The 16,473-nt window shown below is 37.2% G+C and carries 17 protein-coding genes; 6 read left to right on the top strand and 11 right to left on the bottom strand.

Features of this window, described 5'->3' with window-relative positions:
* Positions 1-12: 12 nt before the first annotated feature.
* The 9 genes from BUA97_RS06850 to BUA97_RS06890 all read right to left on the bottom strand — a co-directional run bounded on the left by BUA97_RS06850 (position 13) and on the right by BUA97_RS06890 (position 8,434).
* A complete protein-coding gene (locus tag BUA97_RS06850) occupies positions 13-1,413 on the bottom strand; it encodes a nucleoside recognition domain-containing protein (RefSeq protein ID WP_072997051.1) in 1,401 nt (466 codons plus the stop codon).
* A gap of 67 nt (positions 1,414-1,480) precedes the next feature.
* Positions 1,481-1,990 carry a DUF6973 domain-containing protein gene (locus BUA97_RS06855; protein ID WP_072997052.1) on the bottom strand — a complete coding sequence of 170 codons (510 nt, stop codon included), beginning with the start codon at positions 1,988-1,990 and terminating at the stop codon, positions 1,481-1,483.
* Positions 1,991-2,039: 49 nt separating this feature from the next.
* Positions 2,040-2,897 (bottom strand): acetyl-CoA carboxylase, carboxyltransferase subunit beta, encoded by an 858-nt coding sequence (accD, locus tag BUA97_RS06860; RefSeq protein WP_072997053.1) that lies wholly within the window; start codon positions 2,895-2,897, stop codon positions 2,040-2,042.
* Positions 2,898-2,990: 93 nt separating this feature from the next.
* A complete protein-coding gene (gene fbaA / locus BUA97_RS06865; RefSeq protein ID WP_072997054.1) occupies positions 2,991-4,058 on the bottom strand; it encodes a class II fructose-bisphosphate aldolase in 1,068 nt (355 codons plus the stop codon).
* A 99-nt stretch (positions 4,059-4,157) separates the two neighbouring features.
* Positions 4,158-5,030 carry an NAD kinase gene (locus BUA97_RS06870; protein ID WP_072997055.1) on the bottom strand — a complete coding sequence of 291 codons (873 nt, stop codon included), beginning with the start codon at positions 5,028-5,030 and terminating at the stop codon, positions 4,158-4,160.
* A 3-nt stretch (positions 5,031-5,033) separates the two neighbouring features.
* Positions 5,034-5,687: a CBS domain-containing protein gene (locus BUA97_RS06875; protein WP_072997056.1), complete on the bottom strand. Its 654-nt coding sequence runs from the start codon at positions 5,685-5,687 to the stop codon at positions 5,034-5,036.
* 169 nt (positions 5,688-5,856) lie between these two features.
* The gene (locus tag BUA97_RS06880; RefSeq protein WP_072997057.1) at positions 5,857-7,011 is read right to left on the bottom strand and encodes a hypothetical protein; all 1,155 of its coding nucleotides are present in this window, start codon (positions 7,009-7,011) and stop codon (positions 5,857-5,859) included.
* A gap of 11 nt (positions 7,012-7,022) precedes the next feature.
* Entirely contained in the window at positions 7,023-7,553 is a 531-nt protein-coding gene (locus BUA97_RS06885; protein ID WP_072997058.1) for an RNA methyltransferase, read from the bottom strand.
* Positions 7,553-8,434 (bottom strand): bestrophin family protein, encoded by an 882-nt coding sequence (locus BUA97_RS06890; RefSeq protein ID WP_072997059.1) that lies wholly within the window; start codon positions 8,432-8,434, stop codon positions 7,553-7,555. The genes BUA97_RS06885 and BUA97_RS06890 overlap by 1 nt, the downstream gene beginning before the upstream one ends.
* Before the next feature lie 100 nt (positions 8,435-8,534).
* Here BUA97_RS06890 and BUA97_RS06895 point away from each other — a divergent pair, with 100 nt between their 5' ends.
* The 6 genes from BUA97_RS06895 to BUA97_RS06920 all read left to right on the top strand — a co-directional run bounded on the left by BUA97_RS06895 (position 8,535) and on the right by BUA97_RS06920 (position 14,861).
* Positions 8,535-10,067 carry a helicase HerA-like domain-containing protein gene (locus BUA97_RS06895; protein WP_072997060.1) on the top strand — a complete coding sequence of 511 codons (1,533 nt, stop codon included), beginning with the start codon at positions 8,535-8,537 and terminating at the stop codon, positions 10,065-10,067.
* A gap of 2 nt (positions 10,068-10,069) precedes the next feature.
* Positions 10,070-10,690, top strand: a complete 621-nt coding sequence (locus tag BUA97_RS06900; RefSeq protein ID WP_072997061.1) for a hypothetical protein — start codon at positions 10,070-10,072, stop codon at positions 10,688-10,690.
* A gap of 50 nt (positions 10,691-10,740) precedes the next feature.
* A complete protein-coding gene (locus BUA97_RS06905) occupies positions 10,741-11,964 on the top strand; it encodes a 3'-5' exonuclease (RefSeq protein ID WP_072997062.1) in 1,224 nt (407 codons plus the stop codon).
* A 28-nt stretch (positions 11,965-11,992) separates the two neighbouring features.
* Positions 11,993-12,820 (top strand): GLPGLI family protein, encoded by an 828-nt coding sequence (locus BUA97_RS06910; protein ID WP_072997063.1) that lies wholly within the window; start codon positions 11,993-11,995, stop codon positions 12,818-12,820.
* A gap of 268 nt (positions 12,821-13,088) precedes the next feature.
* Positions 13,089-14,288, top strand: a complete 1,200-nt coding sequence (lysA, locus tag BUA97_RS06915; protein WP_072997064.1) for a diaminopimelate decarboxylase — start codon at positions 13,089-13,091, stop codon at positions 14,286-14,288.
* A 66-nt stretch (positions 14,289-14,354) separates the two neighbouring features.
* Entirely contained in the window at positions 14,355-14,861 is a 507-nt protein-coding gene (locus BUA97_RS06920; protein WP_072997065.1) for an energy transducer TonB, read from the top strand.
* A 143-nt stretch (positions 14,862-15,004) separates the two neighbouring features.
* Here BUA97_RS06920 and BUA97_RS06925 read toward each other — a convergent pair whose 3' ends face one another.
* Positions 15,005-15,574, bottom strand: a complete 570-nt coding sequence (locus tag BUA97_RS06925) for a Crp/Fnr family transcriptional regulator (protein ID WP_072997066.1) — start codon at positions 15,572-15,574, stop codon at positions 15,005-15,007.
* Positions 15,575-15,580: 6 nt separating this feature from the next.
* Positions 15,581-16,345: a 5'/3'-nucleotidase SurE gene (gene surE, locus BUA97_RS06930; protein ID WP_072997067.1), complete on the bottom strand. Its 765-nt coding sequence runs from the start codon at positions 16,343-16,345 to the stop codon at positions 15,581-15,583.
* Positions 16,346-16,473 lie beyond the last annotated feature (128 nt).

The raw sequence follows: 16,473 nt of genomic DNA on the forward strand, positions 1-16,473 counted from the left end.
ATATATAGAGGATTAACCAAAAAACAAATAAGCAAGGATTATTGAAACACTAACGCCGACCAAGTCTGCCAAAAGCATCGACCCAACAGTATATCTTGTATTCTTGATTCCAACCGCACCAAAATAGACGGCTATAACATAAAAAGTAGTATCAGAACTTCCTTGCAAAATGGCAGACAATTTCCCCGGAAAACTGTCTGCTCCGAAGGTTTTCATCGTGTCCACCATCATTCCGCGTGCTCCTGATCCTGACAATGGTTTTATCAAAGCGGTCGGCAACCCGTCCACGAATCTGGTATCGAGTTGTGATGCACTGGCAATCCATTTCATTCCGTCAATAATTACATCGAAAACACCACTTGTTCTGAGTAAAGAAATCGCTATTAACATCCCCACCAAATACGGAATAATCTTCACACAAACCGTGAAACCTTCTTTTGCCCCGTCGATAAACGCATCAAAAATATTGATCTTTTTATAAACACCTCCTAAAACTATAGCAATGAAAATCAATAGAATAATTCCGTTACTCATCACTTTACTGAAAGAATCCAATTCCTCTTTACTCATCTGAACCAAATAAATAACCAGTAACGCAATAACCGCAGAAATCCCACCGACATAAGCCAGAACTATCGGCTGGAAAAGGTTTATTTTTTGTCTGACGGAAACTATTATCATTGCCGCCATCGTTGCACAGAAAGTGGCAATCATACAAGGCAGGAAAATATCGGTCGGTGTCTCCGAACCCATTGATGAACGAATCGCAATGATAGAAACAGGAATCAGTGTCAGACCGCTGGCGTGCAGGCAGAGAAACATAATCTGCGCATTGCTGGCCTTGTCTTTATCCGGATTCAGAGTCTGGAGACTTTCCATCGCTTTTAGTCCGAACGGTGTTGCCGCATTGTCCAGACCTAATAAATTCGCACTAAAATTCAGCATCATGTGTCCGAAAGATGGATGATTTTTCGGAATGTCTGGAAATAATTTGGAGAAAAATGGCTGGATCAGCCTGCTAAGGAAATTGATCCCACCCGCTTTTTCGGCAATGCTCATAAAACCCATAAAAAGCGCCATTATCCCAATGAGTTTCAGGCAGATATTAACCGCTGTTTCGCTGGTTCCTATAACGCCGTCTGTTTCCTGAACTCGGTAGATTTTTACATCGCTGGATTCACCTGATTTATAATGAATATGATTGTTTTCAAATTCTGTATTGTTCAGTAGCTCTTTTCGGATCTCGGGAGAAATCTCAGCCAATGGTTTCTGACCGATCTGAATGGTATCACCGCCTTTTCCAACGACCATATCGTTGAAAATCTGACTGTAGCTTTCCGAACTGAAGTATTTGATGGATGCAACCGCAATTGCTATGATAATAAATGCGGCCCAAATCCTGCTTAGAACCATTTGTGGAAATTAATTTTAGTAAATGTAAGAAAAAAGAAAATCGAATAATCAAAGTATTGAAAAAAACCTATTCCAGATATATCAACCGGTCTTGTTCTACCTTTTCATCTACCCAGCTTATTAAGACTGCATTTTGCGTTCGCTTTTGCAATTCTGTGATGAAAAAACTGCTTTCAAAAAACTGGCGGTGGATTCCCGGAACCAGACTCATAAAATAGTCCATTCCAACTTTATTATTATGAATATCCATCCTGGTTTCCAAAGGCTTATTGGGGAACAGCTCTTCGTGCATATTGGTAAGCTTTCTGCACCATTTCAGAGATTTTTCCACTGATGAGACTTTGCAGAAATACATCATTATCAGGCAACACCAGTACGCATGTCGGAACGCATTGCCTTTGCCACTGTTGGAGTTGGTTTTTGGATACAATTCCTTTGCTTTTGTGAATGCCCTAAAACTTGCATAAGTATATAAAAATGCAAACAACGGATGCATAATACCAACAGAAAGGACCTTAAGCAATTTTGTTAAGGTCAATGTTTTTAATGCTCTGAAAAATATTCCTATAAATCTCATAAAAAACTCTCTCAGAGTTGAGAGAGTGATTTTTTTTATTTAATTAAAATTAATGATACTCGTGTACCAGTAATTTTACAATTCTTGAAATTGACTCTTTGATTTCGGTTCTTTTTACAATGAAATCAACAAATCCTTTATCCTGCAAAAATTCTGAGGTCTGAAAGCCTTCCGGCAAATCCTTGCCTATAGTTTCCCGGATAACTCTTGGTCCTGCGAATCCGATCAAAGCACTTGGTTCCGCGATAATAACATCTGCTGTCATTGCAAACGAAGCCGTGATACCGCCAAAAGTCGGATCTGTCAGATAGGCAATATAAGGCAAACCTGCATCAGAAAGCTGAACCAACTTCGCCTGAACTTTCGCCAATTGCATCAGTGAGTAAGCTGCTTCCTGCATTCTTGCTCCACCAGACTGGCAGATGATCATATAAGGCAATTTGTTCTTGATACAGTAGTCAATGGCTCTTCGGATTTTTTCTCCCATTACAGAACCCAATGAACCGCCAATAAAGGCAAAATCCATACAGGAAACCACCATTTCCACACCGTTCACTTTTCCCGCAGCATTACGGATAGAATCGGTTAGTTTGGTTTTCGATTTTACTTCTTTCAGACGGTCTGTGTAGGATTTTGTATCCTTGAATTTCAGGATATCCACACTTTCCACATCTGCATCCAGTTCCTTGAATTTATTGTCATCAAAAAGCATATCAAAATATTCTCTGCTTCCGATTCTCACATGGAACCCATCCTCCGGAGAAACAAAATTATTTGCTCTGAGTTCCTCTGCTTCTATGATTTTCCCGGTTGGTGTTTTGTGCCAAAGCCCTTTCGGAACGTCCTTTTTGTCCTCTGTAGAAGTTGTAATGTTTTGGGTTTTCCTTTTAAACCAATCAAATGCCATTGTCTTAGTATTAAGTAAAAGTATTAAGTAAAAAGTACAAAGCTAATGCAAATTTTACATTTTACTTTGTACCTTTTACTTTTTACAAATATTTTAAAGTGTATTAATATTATTCAGGTCTTCAAAAGCCTGTGTCAATCTCTTGATATAAGTTTCTTCGCCTTTTCTTACCCAGACTCTAGGATCGTAGAATTTCTTATTCGGCGCATCTGCTCCAGTTGGATTTCCGATCTGATGTCTAAGATAATCAATTTTTTCTGTCATGTAATCTCTGATACCTTCTGTGTATCCGAACTGCAAATCAGTATCGATATTCATTTTTACAACACCATAGCTGATAGCTTCTCTGATCTCTTCCAAAGTAGAACCGGAACCACCATGGAATACAAAATTCACAGGTTTTTCTCCAGTTCCGAATTTTTCCTGCACATATTTCTGAGAATTATCAAGAATTTTCGGGGTTAATTTTACATTTCCAGGTTTATAAACACCGTGTACGTTTCCAAAAGCAGCTGCAATGGTGAAATTGTCAGACACTTTTTTCAGGACTTCATATGCATATGCCACTTCTTCCGGCTGTGTATATAATTTTGAGCTATCCACGTCAGAATTGTCTACACCATCTTCTTCACCTCCTGTTACACCCAATTCGATTTCGAGAGTCATTCCCATCTTCGCCATTCTTTCAAAATATCTTGAAGACACCTCAAGGTTTTCTTCAATCGGCTCTTCTGACAAATCTAACATATGGGAGGAATAAAGTGATTTCCCGTTTTGCTTGTAAAATTCTTCGCTGGCATCCAAAAGTCCATCTATCCAAGGTAACAATTTTTTTGCACAGTGGTCTGTATGAAGGATCACCGTTGCTCCGTAAGCTTCTGCCAAGGTATGGATATGTTTTGCGCCTGCGACAGCTCCAAGAATTGCTGCTTTTTGCCCATCATTGTTCAAACCTTTTCCAGCATTAAAGACTGAACCTCCGTTGGAAAACTGGATAATTACAGGTGCATTAAGTTTCGCAGCAGTTTCCAAAGTTGCGTTGATATTGCTGGAACCAATTACATTGGCTGCCGGAAGTGCAAACTGCTTCTCTTTGGCATATTCAAATATTTCTGTTACTAAAGAACCAGTGGCAACTCCTGCCGGAAATTTTCTGCTCATTTTTATTATATTTTTAAGATTTTTTGGACTGTAAAGTTACGAAATTATTAACAATTATAATTTCAATTTCAACATGATATATTGACGATAATTTTAATATTAATTCCTTTTATCATTTCCCCAAAGCAGTTTCTGCCGAATTGTTTCATAAAAGCTGAATTTTTTTGGTTTAATGAGAAACAGGGAGAACTCTGCTTTTTCGATGATGATTTCGCTTCCGACTTCCATGTGGTAAAGCCTGGAGTCCAGGGCCAGTGTATATTCCGGGACACGGCTTTTCACCGTCAGTTTTATTTTCGAGTCATCTTTTACGATAAGTGGGCGGACATTCAGGTTGTGTGGTGCTATTGGAGATATCGCAAAGTTGTCATTGCTGGGCGAGATAATCGGTCCTCCACAACTAAGTGAATATGCTGTCGAACCTGTCGGCGTGGAAACGATGAGCCCATCACCCCAGAAAACATTCAGGAACTCATCATTGATGTAAGATTCTACCGTAATCATGGATGTTGTTTCCTTTCTGGAAAGACTCACGTCATTCAGCGCAAACGGAAAGTCGATATCGGTATTGCTGTCCGTGGTTATTTTGATAACGGAACGCTCGCTGATGTTATAGTTTTTCTCAAGAATAATAGAATCGAGTTCATTAAAAATCTCGTCTTTTCGGAAATTGGCCAAAAAACCCAATCTTCCTGTATTGACACCGATAATAGGAATCTCCAGATCCTGTATAAATGTCAATGCATTAAGAATCGTTCCGTCTCCTCCAAAGCTGAACACGATATTGACTTTTTTATCGCTCAACTCTTCTTTTCCGTAAAATGTATCAAAGTCTTTTGAAAAATTCAGATTCTCCGCCATTTCCCTGTGAAGAACTACTGAAACGTCTCTGAGTGCCAATTCAGAAATAAATCTGTTAAGATACAGAAATGTATCGAGGTCTTTTTTTTGAGAATAAATGGCTGCCTTCATATATTAAATTTCCAAAAATTTCTGGAAAAATCCGAAGCGGTCTTTCAACAGCTCTTCTTTTTCGTCATTATAATGTTTATGAATCACAGTGTAGCCGTATCTTTCAAACGTTTCATCAATAGAGCTGAGATTTTCATTGCTTATTTTGAGCGTTATTTCAATACTGTCTTCTTTGATAGCATTAATAAAAGTGCCGTAGATCTTAGCATTATTACTTTCAACAATCTGCGAAATCTCAGTCATAGAGTAATGTAATCCATTGGTCTGAACCGTCAGAATTGCTCCATTCTCAGAGAACAGAGGGTATTTTGAGAACTCATTGAAAATGTCATCGCAGGAAATGTACCCTAAATATTTTTCCTCCTTGGAAATCACCGGAACCACGTTGGCATTGAAGGTATAAAAAAGCTTGATGCTATCCAGCAGACTGCTGTCTTCCATTATTGCGAAACGTTCATAATGGATGCTGAGTGAGTCCAGGCTTCCTTCCGGGCTGTCTTCCAGAAAAGATTGGCTTAAACCACCGAGGAAAATCCCCTTGTTAACAATAAAAACATGAGAATATCCAAACTCCTTAGCCACTTCAGAAGCTTCTTCAATAGAGTCTCTGACAGCAAAAGCCGGATAATCTTTGGAAATATAGTCTTTGATAAACATTATGCTAATTTACAAAAAATCCATGGCTACCAATATTTTTAAATTTTTTTATAAATTTTAACAAAACTATTGCTTTGTATTAAACTAAAAATATATCTTTGTCGCCTTTCATTTTTACTTTTTATTAGATTTATTTCAAACTGCGGCACTTCATTGTGCTTGCAGTTTTTTATTTATTGGAAACATTGGTTTTTTTCAGGGAAATATTCACAACTGTATTTACCGGCTGGCCGTTCTCTGTAAGAGGTTCTATTACAATATTATATTTGTCATTTTCATAAGTTTTGCTACCAAAAGGAATCATATAGTTTTTTGAATTTTCATCAACGATTTCCCGATAATCATTACTCATATTTCTTGTGAATTTCAAATAATCCTTATTGCTGCCAAAATAGATCAGCACATCCTTTTCTTTCTTGATTATGGACTGGTCATTTTCATTGATCCATTCTTCCGGACCACGATTTTCCCATCCGTATCGTATATTATTGAGAAATTTTACAACATCATCTTCATCAAAAAGTGCTACAAGATCATTAATTGTAAAATCCCGTTGCTGAGAATGTGTGTATTTTGCTAAATCTGCATCTTTATTAAGGACTTTTATATTATAATCATTTACGCTTGAATATATCAAATTTACATGTTGGTCTTTCCCAAAATCTCCAAATTCATATTTGCTGATATCAATTTTTCTTTTGACTTTTTCGCCTTTCTTATTTTCGAATTCTACAATTATATATGTGGTATCAGATTTCCGACCTCTCAGGCTGGTTCTTTCTACAGATCTCCCGTCTATCACAGTAGCTGTTGTGAAAATCTTAGTTTCTTCGAGAATTTTACCTTGTCCGCTTTCTATCGTCCAGGAAATAAGAAAGTAAAGCATTACTCCAGGAATAATTCCCATAGCAAAAAACAACGTAAAAAAAGCGCTGTAATCAAATCCCTGGCTATGAGCAACAGATCTCATTTTTTCTTTATCAATTGAGGTGAGAAATACAAAAGAACAGTAAAGAGAAAAGGAGATCAGAACACTTCCGCCAATACAGTAAAAAAAGTCATTGTTGATATTTTGCTTAGGAATTATGTAAAAGAACACAAAAAGTAAAATAATAGCCGAAGATAAAGATAAAATAAGATAAAATTTATTCTTATTAACCAGTCTCTTCACACTGTAATCTGTGTATTTTTCATAAGCTGACTGTTTAATTTCTTGCTTTTCCTCATCAGAAACATCCAATGAGCTTAGATACTTTTCGATTTCTGAACTGTAAGATTTTTTGACATATAAATCAAACACTTTCTCAACATTTGTAGTATTCATAGTATATAGTTTTAGTTCAAATTTTTTGCAAATTCCCAGATTACAATCCCCCCACAGACACTTACATTCAGAGAATGTTTTGTTCCGAGTTGAGGAATTTCCAGGAAAGTACCAATATTAGGCAAAGCTTCATCACTGATTCCATCCACTTCATTTCCGAGAATCAGAGCATACTTTTTCTCTGAGTCAATTTGGAAATCAGAGATCAGTTGACTGGATGAAGTTTGTTCAATACCGATAATTTCGAAGTTTTCTTTCTTAAGATCTTCAATAGCGACATTAATATCCATTTCATAAACCCAGTCCACACTTTCCGTTGCACCAAGTGCTGCCTTATGGATTTCGCGGTGAGGCGGCTGGGGAGTGATGCCACAGAGAATGATTTTTTCTATCAAGAAAGCATCGCCGGTTCGGAAAATCGCACCGACATTGTGCATGCTTCTCACATTGTCAAGAACTACAACCAACGGAATTTTTGCCGTATTCTTAAAAGTCTCGACATCTATTCTTCCAAGTTCTTCGAGTTTCAGTTTCTTCGTCATTAGGCTTTATTTGAAATTAAATTGATGCTTCTTTCTATATTTTGGGAAATAGCTTCCATCGGAATATCATTTTCATCATTATTGAACGGATCCTCAATCTCTTCTGCTATCAGCTCCAGACTCATCAGGACATAATAAACAAACATTGTAATCGGTATCATAAAAATGCCAAGAATCACAACATTGGCAATCGGCAGAGCCATGACATAAAAAATGATAAACTTCTTGATGAAAGAAGAATAAGAATAAGGAATCGGTGTGTTTTTAATTCTTTCGCAACCGCCGCAAACATCCAGAAATCCGGACAATTGGGTATCCAGAAACAGCATTTCCGTGTCAGAAATTTTTCCTTCTTTTTTTAGCTGGTATAATTTCTTTGTTAAAAGGAAAACCAGCTCTGCCGGAGGATGATGCTGCAGTTCTTTTGCAAGGTCAGAAAAATCCTTGTCCAGAACCAGTCTGGTAGATTCCTTAGAAAGATGGCTCGATAGAAAATAGGGTAAAAACCTCAGGTATTTTGCAATCTGATTCCTGTTTTTCACATCCGTTTCCGGAAGAATACTGTTGATCTTGATGATAAAATTCCTGCAATCATTCACCAGTTTGCCCCAAAGTTTCCGGCCTTCCCACCACCGGTCGTAAGCTGTGTTTGTCCTGAAAACCAATAGCAGAGATAAAACAAATCCTAGCAGAGAATGGATCATCCCAATATTACTTATGGAAGATTTTGAAGTAAGATTCAGGTATTCAACTTCCAGGAAATAAATCCCGTAGGAATATGCTCCTACCAATAATATCGAAGGAAAAAGAATCTTCAGCGTATCCGATTTGTGAAGGCTGATTAGTATTTTAAGGAAATTTTTCGTGTTATAGGCGCGCATAAACAAAAACTATTATTTGCAAAGATAAGTGTTAGAATTATTAATTTTCAGATAGACTTAATCGAAATATTTTTAAATTTAGACTTTTAAAAACCAATCGATGTCAGATAAAGAAAAATTCATAACCGCGCTGAATGCAAAATATAATCCGAAAGGCGAGCATATCATTCTGGGGAAAGGCATGCTGGACGGTGAAGTTGTTACCGAAGTCAACGTTTCTATTCCGCTGAAAACCGTGAACAGACATGGACTGATTGCCGGCGCAACAGGAACAGGGAAAACCAAGACGCTTCAGGTTTTTGTAGAGCAGTTGTCTCACACAGGAGTACCGACTTTGGTTATGGACATCAAAGGTGATTTATCCGGAATTGCTGAAGCCGGGACAGAAAATGACAACATCAAAGACCGATATTCTAAAACGAAACTGCCTTATTCGCCACAAAGTTTCCCGGTAGAATTGATGACCATTTCCGGCGCAAAAGGCGTCAAACTTCGTGCGACGGTTTTGGAATTCGGACCGATTTTATTGAGCAAAATTCTTGGTTTGAATGACACGCAGCAAAGCATCATGTCCATTGTTTTCAAATATTGTGATGATAAAGCTTTGCCCCTGGTGGATTTGCAGGATTTGAAGAAAGTTTTGCAATATGTAACGGATAATCCGATTGGAAAAAAGGAATTGGCAGATAATTATGGTTCGATCGCTTCCGCATCTTTGGGCGCCATTCTTCGTTCGATTGTGGCGATGGAACAGCAAGGTGCTACTACGTTTTTCGGTGAACCGAGTTTTGATGTTGAAGACCTTTTGAAAATAAGAGACGGGAAAGGTGTTGTGAATATTTTCCGGGTTGATGACATCCAGAACAAACCGAATCTTTTCTCAACCTTTATTCTGTCATTGTTTGCAGAGATCTATATGACTTTTCCCGAGGAAGGCGACAGCGGGAAACCGAAGCTGGTTTTATTCATAGATGAAGCGCATTTACTTTTTAATGAAGCTTCAAAAACTTTGCTTTCCCAAATCGAAACGATGGTAAAACTGATCCGGTCAAAAGGAATCGGAATTTATTTCATTACTCAGGTCCCGGGTGATGTTCCGGAAAACATCCTGAGTCAGTTAGGTTTGAAAATCCAGCATGCTTTGAGAGGTTTTACGGCGAAAGACCGAAAACAAATTGAAAAAGCTGTGGAAAATTATCCAACCACTGACTTTTATAAAGCCAATGAACTCATTCAAAACCTTGGAATCGGGGAAGCTTTTGTAACGGCTTTGGACGAGAAAGGAATTCCAACGCCATTAGTTCAAACATACTTGATTTCGCCGGAAAGCAGAATGGATATTCTGACCGAATCAGAAATCGATGAACTGACCAGAAATTCGGACCTTGTCAGAAAATATGAGCAAAGTATCGATAAAGAAAGTGCCTACGAAATCCTAAACAAAAGAATCGAGGAACATACACAAACCGTTATTCCTAAACCGACAAGAGGGAAAGCAGCGCAACCAAAAGAAGAACCGGGAATGTTTGAACAAGTCATCGAAAGCCGGGCCGGAAAAACCTTTCTGAACACTTTGGCAAGAGAAGGTGCGAAGTTCATTCTGGGAATGTTCAGTATGAAAAAAAGAAGGTAACGATGGATTACAAATTGATTTCGAGATTACAGACACTGCTTCCTTTGGGATATTTTTACCTGATTGTTCTAGGGATTTTGAAGGACGGTGTTTTTTTCTATATGTTGGGAATTAATTTCATCAAATTCTCTTCTATTACAGATGTTTTGATGAGCCCTATTGCCGATTTGACACGGTATCCAGTTCTGTTAATTGCTGTTATAGCTATCAATTATGCGCTGTTTCTTTACAACCGATATCAAGTTAAGAACAGTCATAAAAATTGGGTCCGGAGTTCTTTTGTGTACAAAAAATTTTGGGCAAACCATAAAAGCGCAACTGAGCAAGACTTCAAAAATCACATTAAAAACCAATTTTTAAATTCGCTTCTGATGATGGTCGCTTGTTTCTTCTTAGGCGGAGGCATTGGATTTGGAATCACTGCAAGAGACAGAATTGAAAACAACAAAATGACATTCGATTATAAAATAACCTATGATTCGGGGAAAACTGCAGAAGTGTATATGATTGATTCTAACAGTGTTTATTATTTCTTCGTAGAGAAAGGACAGAAAAACATCACGATTTCTCCAACTGGTTCTATAGAGAAAGTGGAATTAATCAATAATCGTATGCTAAAATGAAATTTTGGATTACAATAATAAAATTAACTTTGTAGAACGAAAAAATGTAGATGTATTCAGTAATAGATATAGAAAGTAACGGCGCACCATTCCGGAAAGAAAGCATCATTGAGATTGCCATCTATCGTTTTGACGGTCATGAAATTACAGATCAGTTCATCTCTCTCGTGAATCCTGAGGACGAGATTTCAGCTTTTGTCCAAAAGCTGACGGGAATCTCGGCAAAAATGGTTCTGACCGCCCCGAAATTTCATGAAATTGCCAAACGAGTGGTAGAAATCACTCAGGATTCTACTTTGGTAGGACATAATATAGATTTCGATTACAGAATGCTTCGCCAGTCGTTCAAAAGACTTGGCTACGAATTCAATATCAACACTTTAGACACTATTCCTCTTGCCAAAAAATTAATTCCGAATGAGAAAAGTTATTCATTAAGCAAACTTTGTAAGTCCATAGGAATTCCGTTGAGCGAAGCGCACCGTGCAAGCGGTGATGCCAGAGCCACGCTCGATCTGTTCAAATTGCTGATGATTAAAGACAAAGACAACGAAATCATAGAGTCTCAGCAGGAAGAAAATCATGCTAAAAACTACATCAGCAAAATTCAGATTCTTACGGAAGACCTTCCGAATGAACGCGGGATTCTTTACTTCCAGAATTCTGATGGTAAAATTATTTTTTCTGATGTGGTGGATGACCTTTATAAATCTGCCAAGAAAATCCTGGAATCAGATAAAATCAGATTAAAAAAAATCCAGGAAGACACCGAGAAAATTTCTTACGAGTTAACCGGAACTGACCTGATAGCCAAGCTAATGATGCATAATAAAGGCATCCAGAAAAGACAGCCTTTAACCTTCGGCCTGTTTTACAGAAAAAACAAATTTGTCCTGGAAAAAACAAAAAAACAGGAAGAAAAACCTTTGCTGAAATTCAAAAGTTTCACGCAAGGTCTGAAGGCTATCAATTACATCAAATCAAGAGAAGAACTGAAAGATTTGAATGAACTGACTCAGAAAATCAATCTCAAAAAACGCAACGAAATCTGGACTTCTTCCGGAAGAACTTTGGGCGAAAAGTCTTTCCTCATTTTAGAGAACGGAAAACTGACTGGTTTCGGTTTTTACGAATTGTATCATCAGATTCAGTCTTTGGAGAAAATCAAAAAACTGATGTTGCCGGTTTCCAGATTTACGCAAGATTTGCAGAATGATTTGCAGTTGGCACTTTTGAGGAATGAGTATGATGTGACGGAGTTGCCTAAGAATTAATTTAAAAAAACTATTAAAAACCCTTGTCATGAAATTTCTTTTTCTCACTTTTTCATTAATCTTCGGATTAGTCAATGCCCAAACCCATCGCTTTATTTATGAATTTAAATTCAAGCAAAATCCAAAGCAAATTGAGTTTAAGAAAGAAAATATGACTCTGGATATCAATCCTGATAATGTCAAATTTTATAATTACCATTATGTCACGATTGACTCTACGAATATTACAAAAGGACAAAACAGCCAACTTTGGGATACTTCCACGCCTGTTATTGTACGAGTTAAAAATTCTAATACAAACAGCAACTACATTTTAATCAATGATGTATTTGTTTACGATACCGAAAACAAAATAAACTGGAATCTCGAAAAAGAAACCAAAAAATTTGAGAATTATACTTTGCAGAAAGCAACAACCACTTTTGGCGGACGCCAATGGATCGCCTGGTTTTGTAAAGAAATAAATATTTCTGAAGGTCCATATAAATTCCGTGGTTTGCCCGGAATGATTTTTCAAATTTATGATGACAGGAATAATTTTGATTTTACATTGGTGAAAAGTTTTAAGCTGAATTTTAATTATAAAACGCCGTTCATCGAAAGTTTTTATGGTCAGAAACCGATAAAAACAACTCCGGAAAATATCGATAAGATGCTGATGAACGAGTATAAAGATCCTTATCACGACACTCGCGAAGAATTCAAAAAAAATCCCAATGCTACATTCAGCATTAATGGTGTTGATGTTAAAGACATCAGTCAATTTAAAGAACTAACCGAGTCCAGACAACGTTATATCAGGGAAAATAACAATCCTATTGAAATCGATAAAGCATTGAAGTATCCGGAAAATTAAACTTTAATTTTCTAGGAGGGATTTCTTGCTCAAACGGTTCTTAAAATAAAAACCAACTCAAAACATTGCGAGTTTTACAGATAAACTCTAATTTTGCAAAAATTTTTAAACAAAGCAATGCAATATTTTAAACAAAGCAAAATCGGAAAAAAGGGAGCTGTAAGGTTCTCTAAGGTTTGGAATGTGTAAAGAGTTGCGTGCATAAGATATCTATTGCGGCAGACTCTTTTTATAAGAATCTGCCTTTTTATTTTTAAAAATCTACCTTATGACAAATCAGGATTTGCTGGCTATAGCAAAAGAATTCGGGACACCCGTTTATGTGTATGACGTTAATTCGATACGCGAACAATATGAAAAACTGACTTCTTCTTTCTCGAAGAACACAAGATTTTTCTACGCAGCCAAAGCTTTAACCAATATCAACATCCTGAAATATGTCGAAAAGCTTGGTGCATCTTTGGATTGCGTTTCTATCAACGAAGTGAAATTAGGTTTGAAAGCCGGTTTCTCCAACGACAGAATTCTCTTTACACCTAATTGCGTTGACCTTGCAGAAATCGAGGAAGCAATGTCTCTGAACGTTCATATTAATATCGATAATATTTCGATTTTGGAGCAATTTGGGAACAAATTCGGTGGTTCTTATCCGATTTTTGTGAGAATCAATCCGCATATTTTTGCCGGAGGAAATTATAAAATCTCAACAGGGCATATCGATTCCAAATTCGGAATATCCATTCACCAGCTTCGTCATATCGAACGTGTCATGAAATCGACCAACATCAATGTGGAAGGTCTTCATATGCACACGGGAAGCGAAATCAAAGACCCGGATGTTTTCCTGCAAGGTCTTGAAATTATGTTCGAATTGGCTGAACATTTCCCAAATCTGAAATATCTGGATATGGGAAGCGGTTTCAAAGTACCTTATCAGGACGGCGATTTGGAAACTGACGTAAAATCTCTAGGTAAAAAAGTGAATGTTGCAATTAAAAAACACGAAGAATCTACAGGTAAAAAATTCCAGCTTTGGTTTGAACCGGGGAAATTCCTTGTGAGTAAAAGTGGGCATTTCTTAGTAAAATCTAATGTTATCAAGCAAACCACTGCGACTGTTTTTGTGGGTGTTAATTCAGGATTCAATCATTTGATTCGTCCGATGTTCTACGATTCTTATCACATCATCGAAAATCTTTCTAATCCGAAAGGTCCGGAAAGAATCTACACCGTTGTTGGAAATATATGTGAGACAGACACTTTTGCCTGGGACAGAAAAATCAATGAAGTGAGAGAAGGAGACGTGATTGTTTTCAGAAATGCTGGCGCTTATGGTTTTGAAATGAGTTCTAATTTCAATTCCAGACTGAAACCGGCAGAAGTCATGTTCCTTGATGGAAAGGCGCATCTCATCAGAAAAAGAGATGAGTTTGAGGATTTATTAAAAAATCAGATTGAAGTTCTATAAATTATTGTTAATGAGAATGATTTTGGCATAAAATTTCATTCTAAAATTATATAAATCAAAAATACTATGAAATCAATACTATTCTCATTGAGCGTTCTTATAGGTTCGCTGACATTCGCTCAAAATAATGACGTAGAAGAGTCCCTGAATATTGACATTCCGATGGCTGATGCTTCTACAAGTTCTGTAACTTACAGCATTCGCGGTATTTATCAGATAAAAGATGAGTCTTGTAATCCTTCTCAGTTTAAAAGTTTGAGATATCCCGGAGGTTCTGATGCTTATATAAAAGAATTGAAAGAAAAACTTCAGCAAAATGTAAACTGGAATACTTATTCTGTGAACGGGTTATTTTTTGTAAAGCTGGACATTACCAAGGATGGTGTTATTTCCAAAGTTGAAGCCGGACCAAAAGTGGCCAATAGCGAACCCTTCCTGAAAGATCTTAAAGACGCAGCAACAAAGGTGAACAAAACTTGGATCCCGGCAAAATGCAACGGAAATCCTGTAGATTCCAAAGCTATTCTGAAAATCGATTTTTCATCGATGACTTATGACAATGCTTTTAATTAATTATCTATCAGACAGTTTTTTTCACACAATAAAAAAAGCATTCAGAATATTTCTGAATGCAATTTTTTTCCCTCATTCGGATTTTTTAATCTGAATTGTCTGCAAAGGTATTGTTTAATATACTCCTGCGAAATGAACCATGGTTAAGAAATTCGTTTCCTGATCCGGCTTAAAGCTTGTGGCGTTATTCCCATGTAAGAGGCAATATGTTTAAGGGGAATCAGTTTAAAAAGTTCAGGCTGCTCTTTCATCAATTTCAGATATCGCTCTTCCGCAGTTTCACTCAGGAAAGAAAATTCTCTATTCAGTTTTTCCACATACAGGGCTTCAACCGTCAATCTGCCGACAAGATTTCCGACTGTATGCGTTCTGTAAAGCTCCTGCAGATCATCATAATGAACCCGCCAGACTACCATATCCGTCAGCGCTTCTACATTACATCTGGAAGGTGTCCGTTGCGTGAAAGAATCGTAAGCCGTGAGGTATTGGTAATCAAAAACAAATCTGATTGTCAGTTCTTTATTTTCTTTTTCGAAGAAAAGTCTCGCTGTTCCTTTTTCTACAAACGACAGGTAATTTTCAACTTCTCCAACTTTTAAAATAGCATCTTTCTTTTTAAATTCTGTCCGGATATTTTTCTTTGCGAATTCTGTCCATTGTTTCTCGTCAAGAGGAATCTTTTTAGAAAGCAAATATTGTCTGATAAACTCCATCCATTTTTATTTATAAATTGAATTGAGTTCGTTCATATATTCATACGCTGTCATATCAAATTTCACAGGAACTATGCTGATAAAGCCGTTTGTCAAAGCCGTTTCGTCCGCATCTTCAGATTCATCCATATTATTGAAATAGCCTGTAAGCCAGTAATATTTTCTGCCATGCGGATTGGTTCTTTCGTCGAAGCTTTCTTCCCATTTGGCGTTGGCCTGCTTGCAGACTTTGATGCCTTTGATGTCTGATTTATTTAATTTCGGAATATTAACATTCAGAACTACACCTTTAGGCATTGGGTTTTCCAAGGTTTTCAGAATAATATCTCTGATGAAATCTTCAGCCTGGTCAAAATCGGCTTCCCATTTCAAATCAGAAAGAGAAAATCCTATAGCCTGCAAACCTTCTACTCCGGCTTCCACAGCCGCAGACATTGTTCCGGAATAGATGACATTAATGGAAGAATTGGCGCCATGATTGATTCCTGAAACTACCAAATCCGGTTTTCTTGGCAAAATTTTGTCCAAAGCCATTTTTACACAATCCACAGGTGTTCCGGAGCAGGAGAAATCTTTTTGAGGCCCATCCAGATTCAGTTCTTCGAAGCTTAGTGTGGAGTTGATAGTGATGGCGTGACCTTTACCACTTTGAGGAGAGTTCGGAGCGACTACGATGACGTCTCCGATTTCGTTAACTATATTGATTAATTTTCTGATGCCGGGCGCAGTGATTCCGTCGTCATTGGTTACCAAGATCAATGGTCTTTTCATAATTTTCCGTTTTTATTTTTTTATTTTTTTGACGATTTTTTAAAATCTATCCAAAAATAACCAAATTATAATGAGTAAAATAAAATAAGGTGTTAAATTTGGTTTTGTTTTTGAATACATTCGTAACA

The organism is Epilithonimonas mollis, assembly GCF_900142325.1.
Lineage (GTDB): Bacteria > Bacteroidota > Bacteroidia > Flavobacteriales > Weeksellaceae > Epilithonimonas > Epilithonimonas mollis.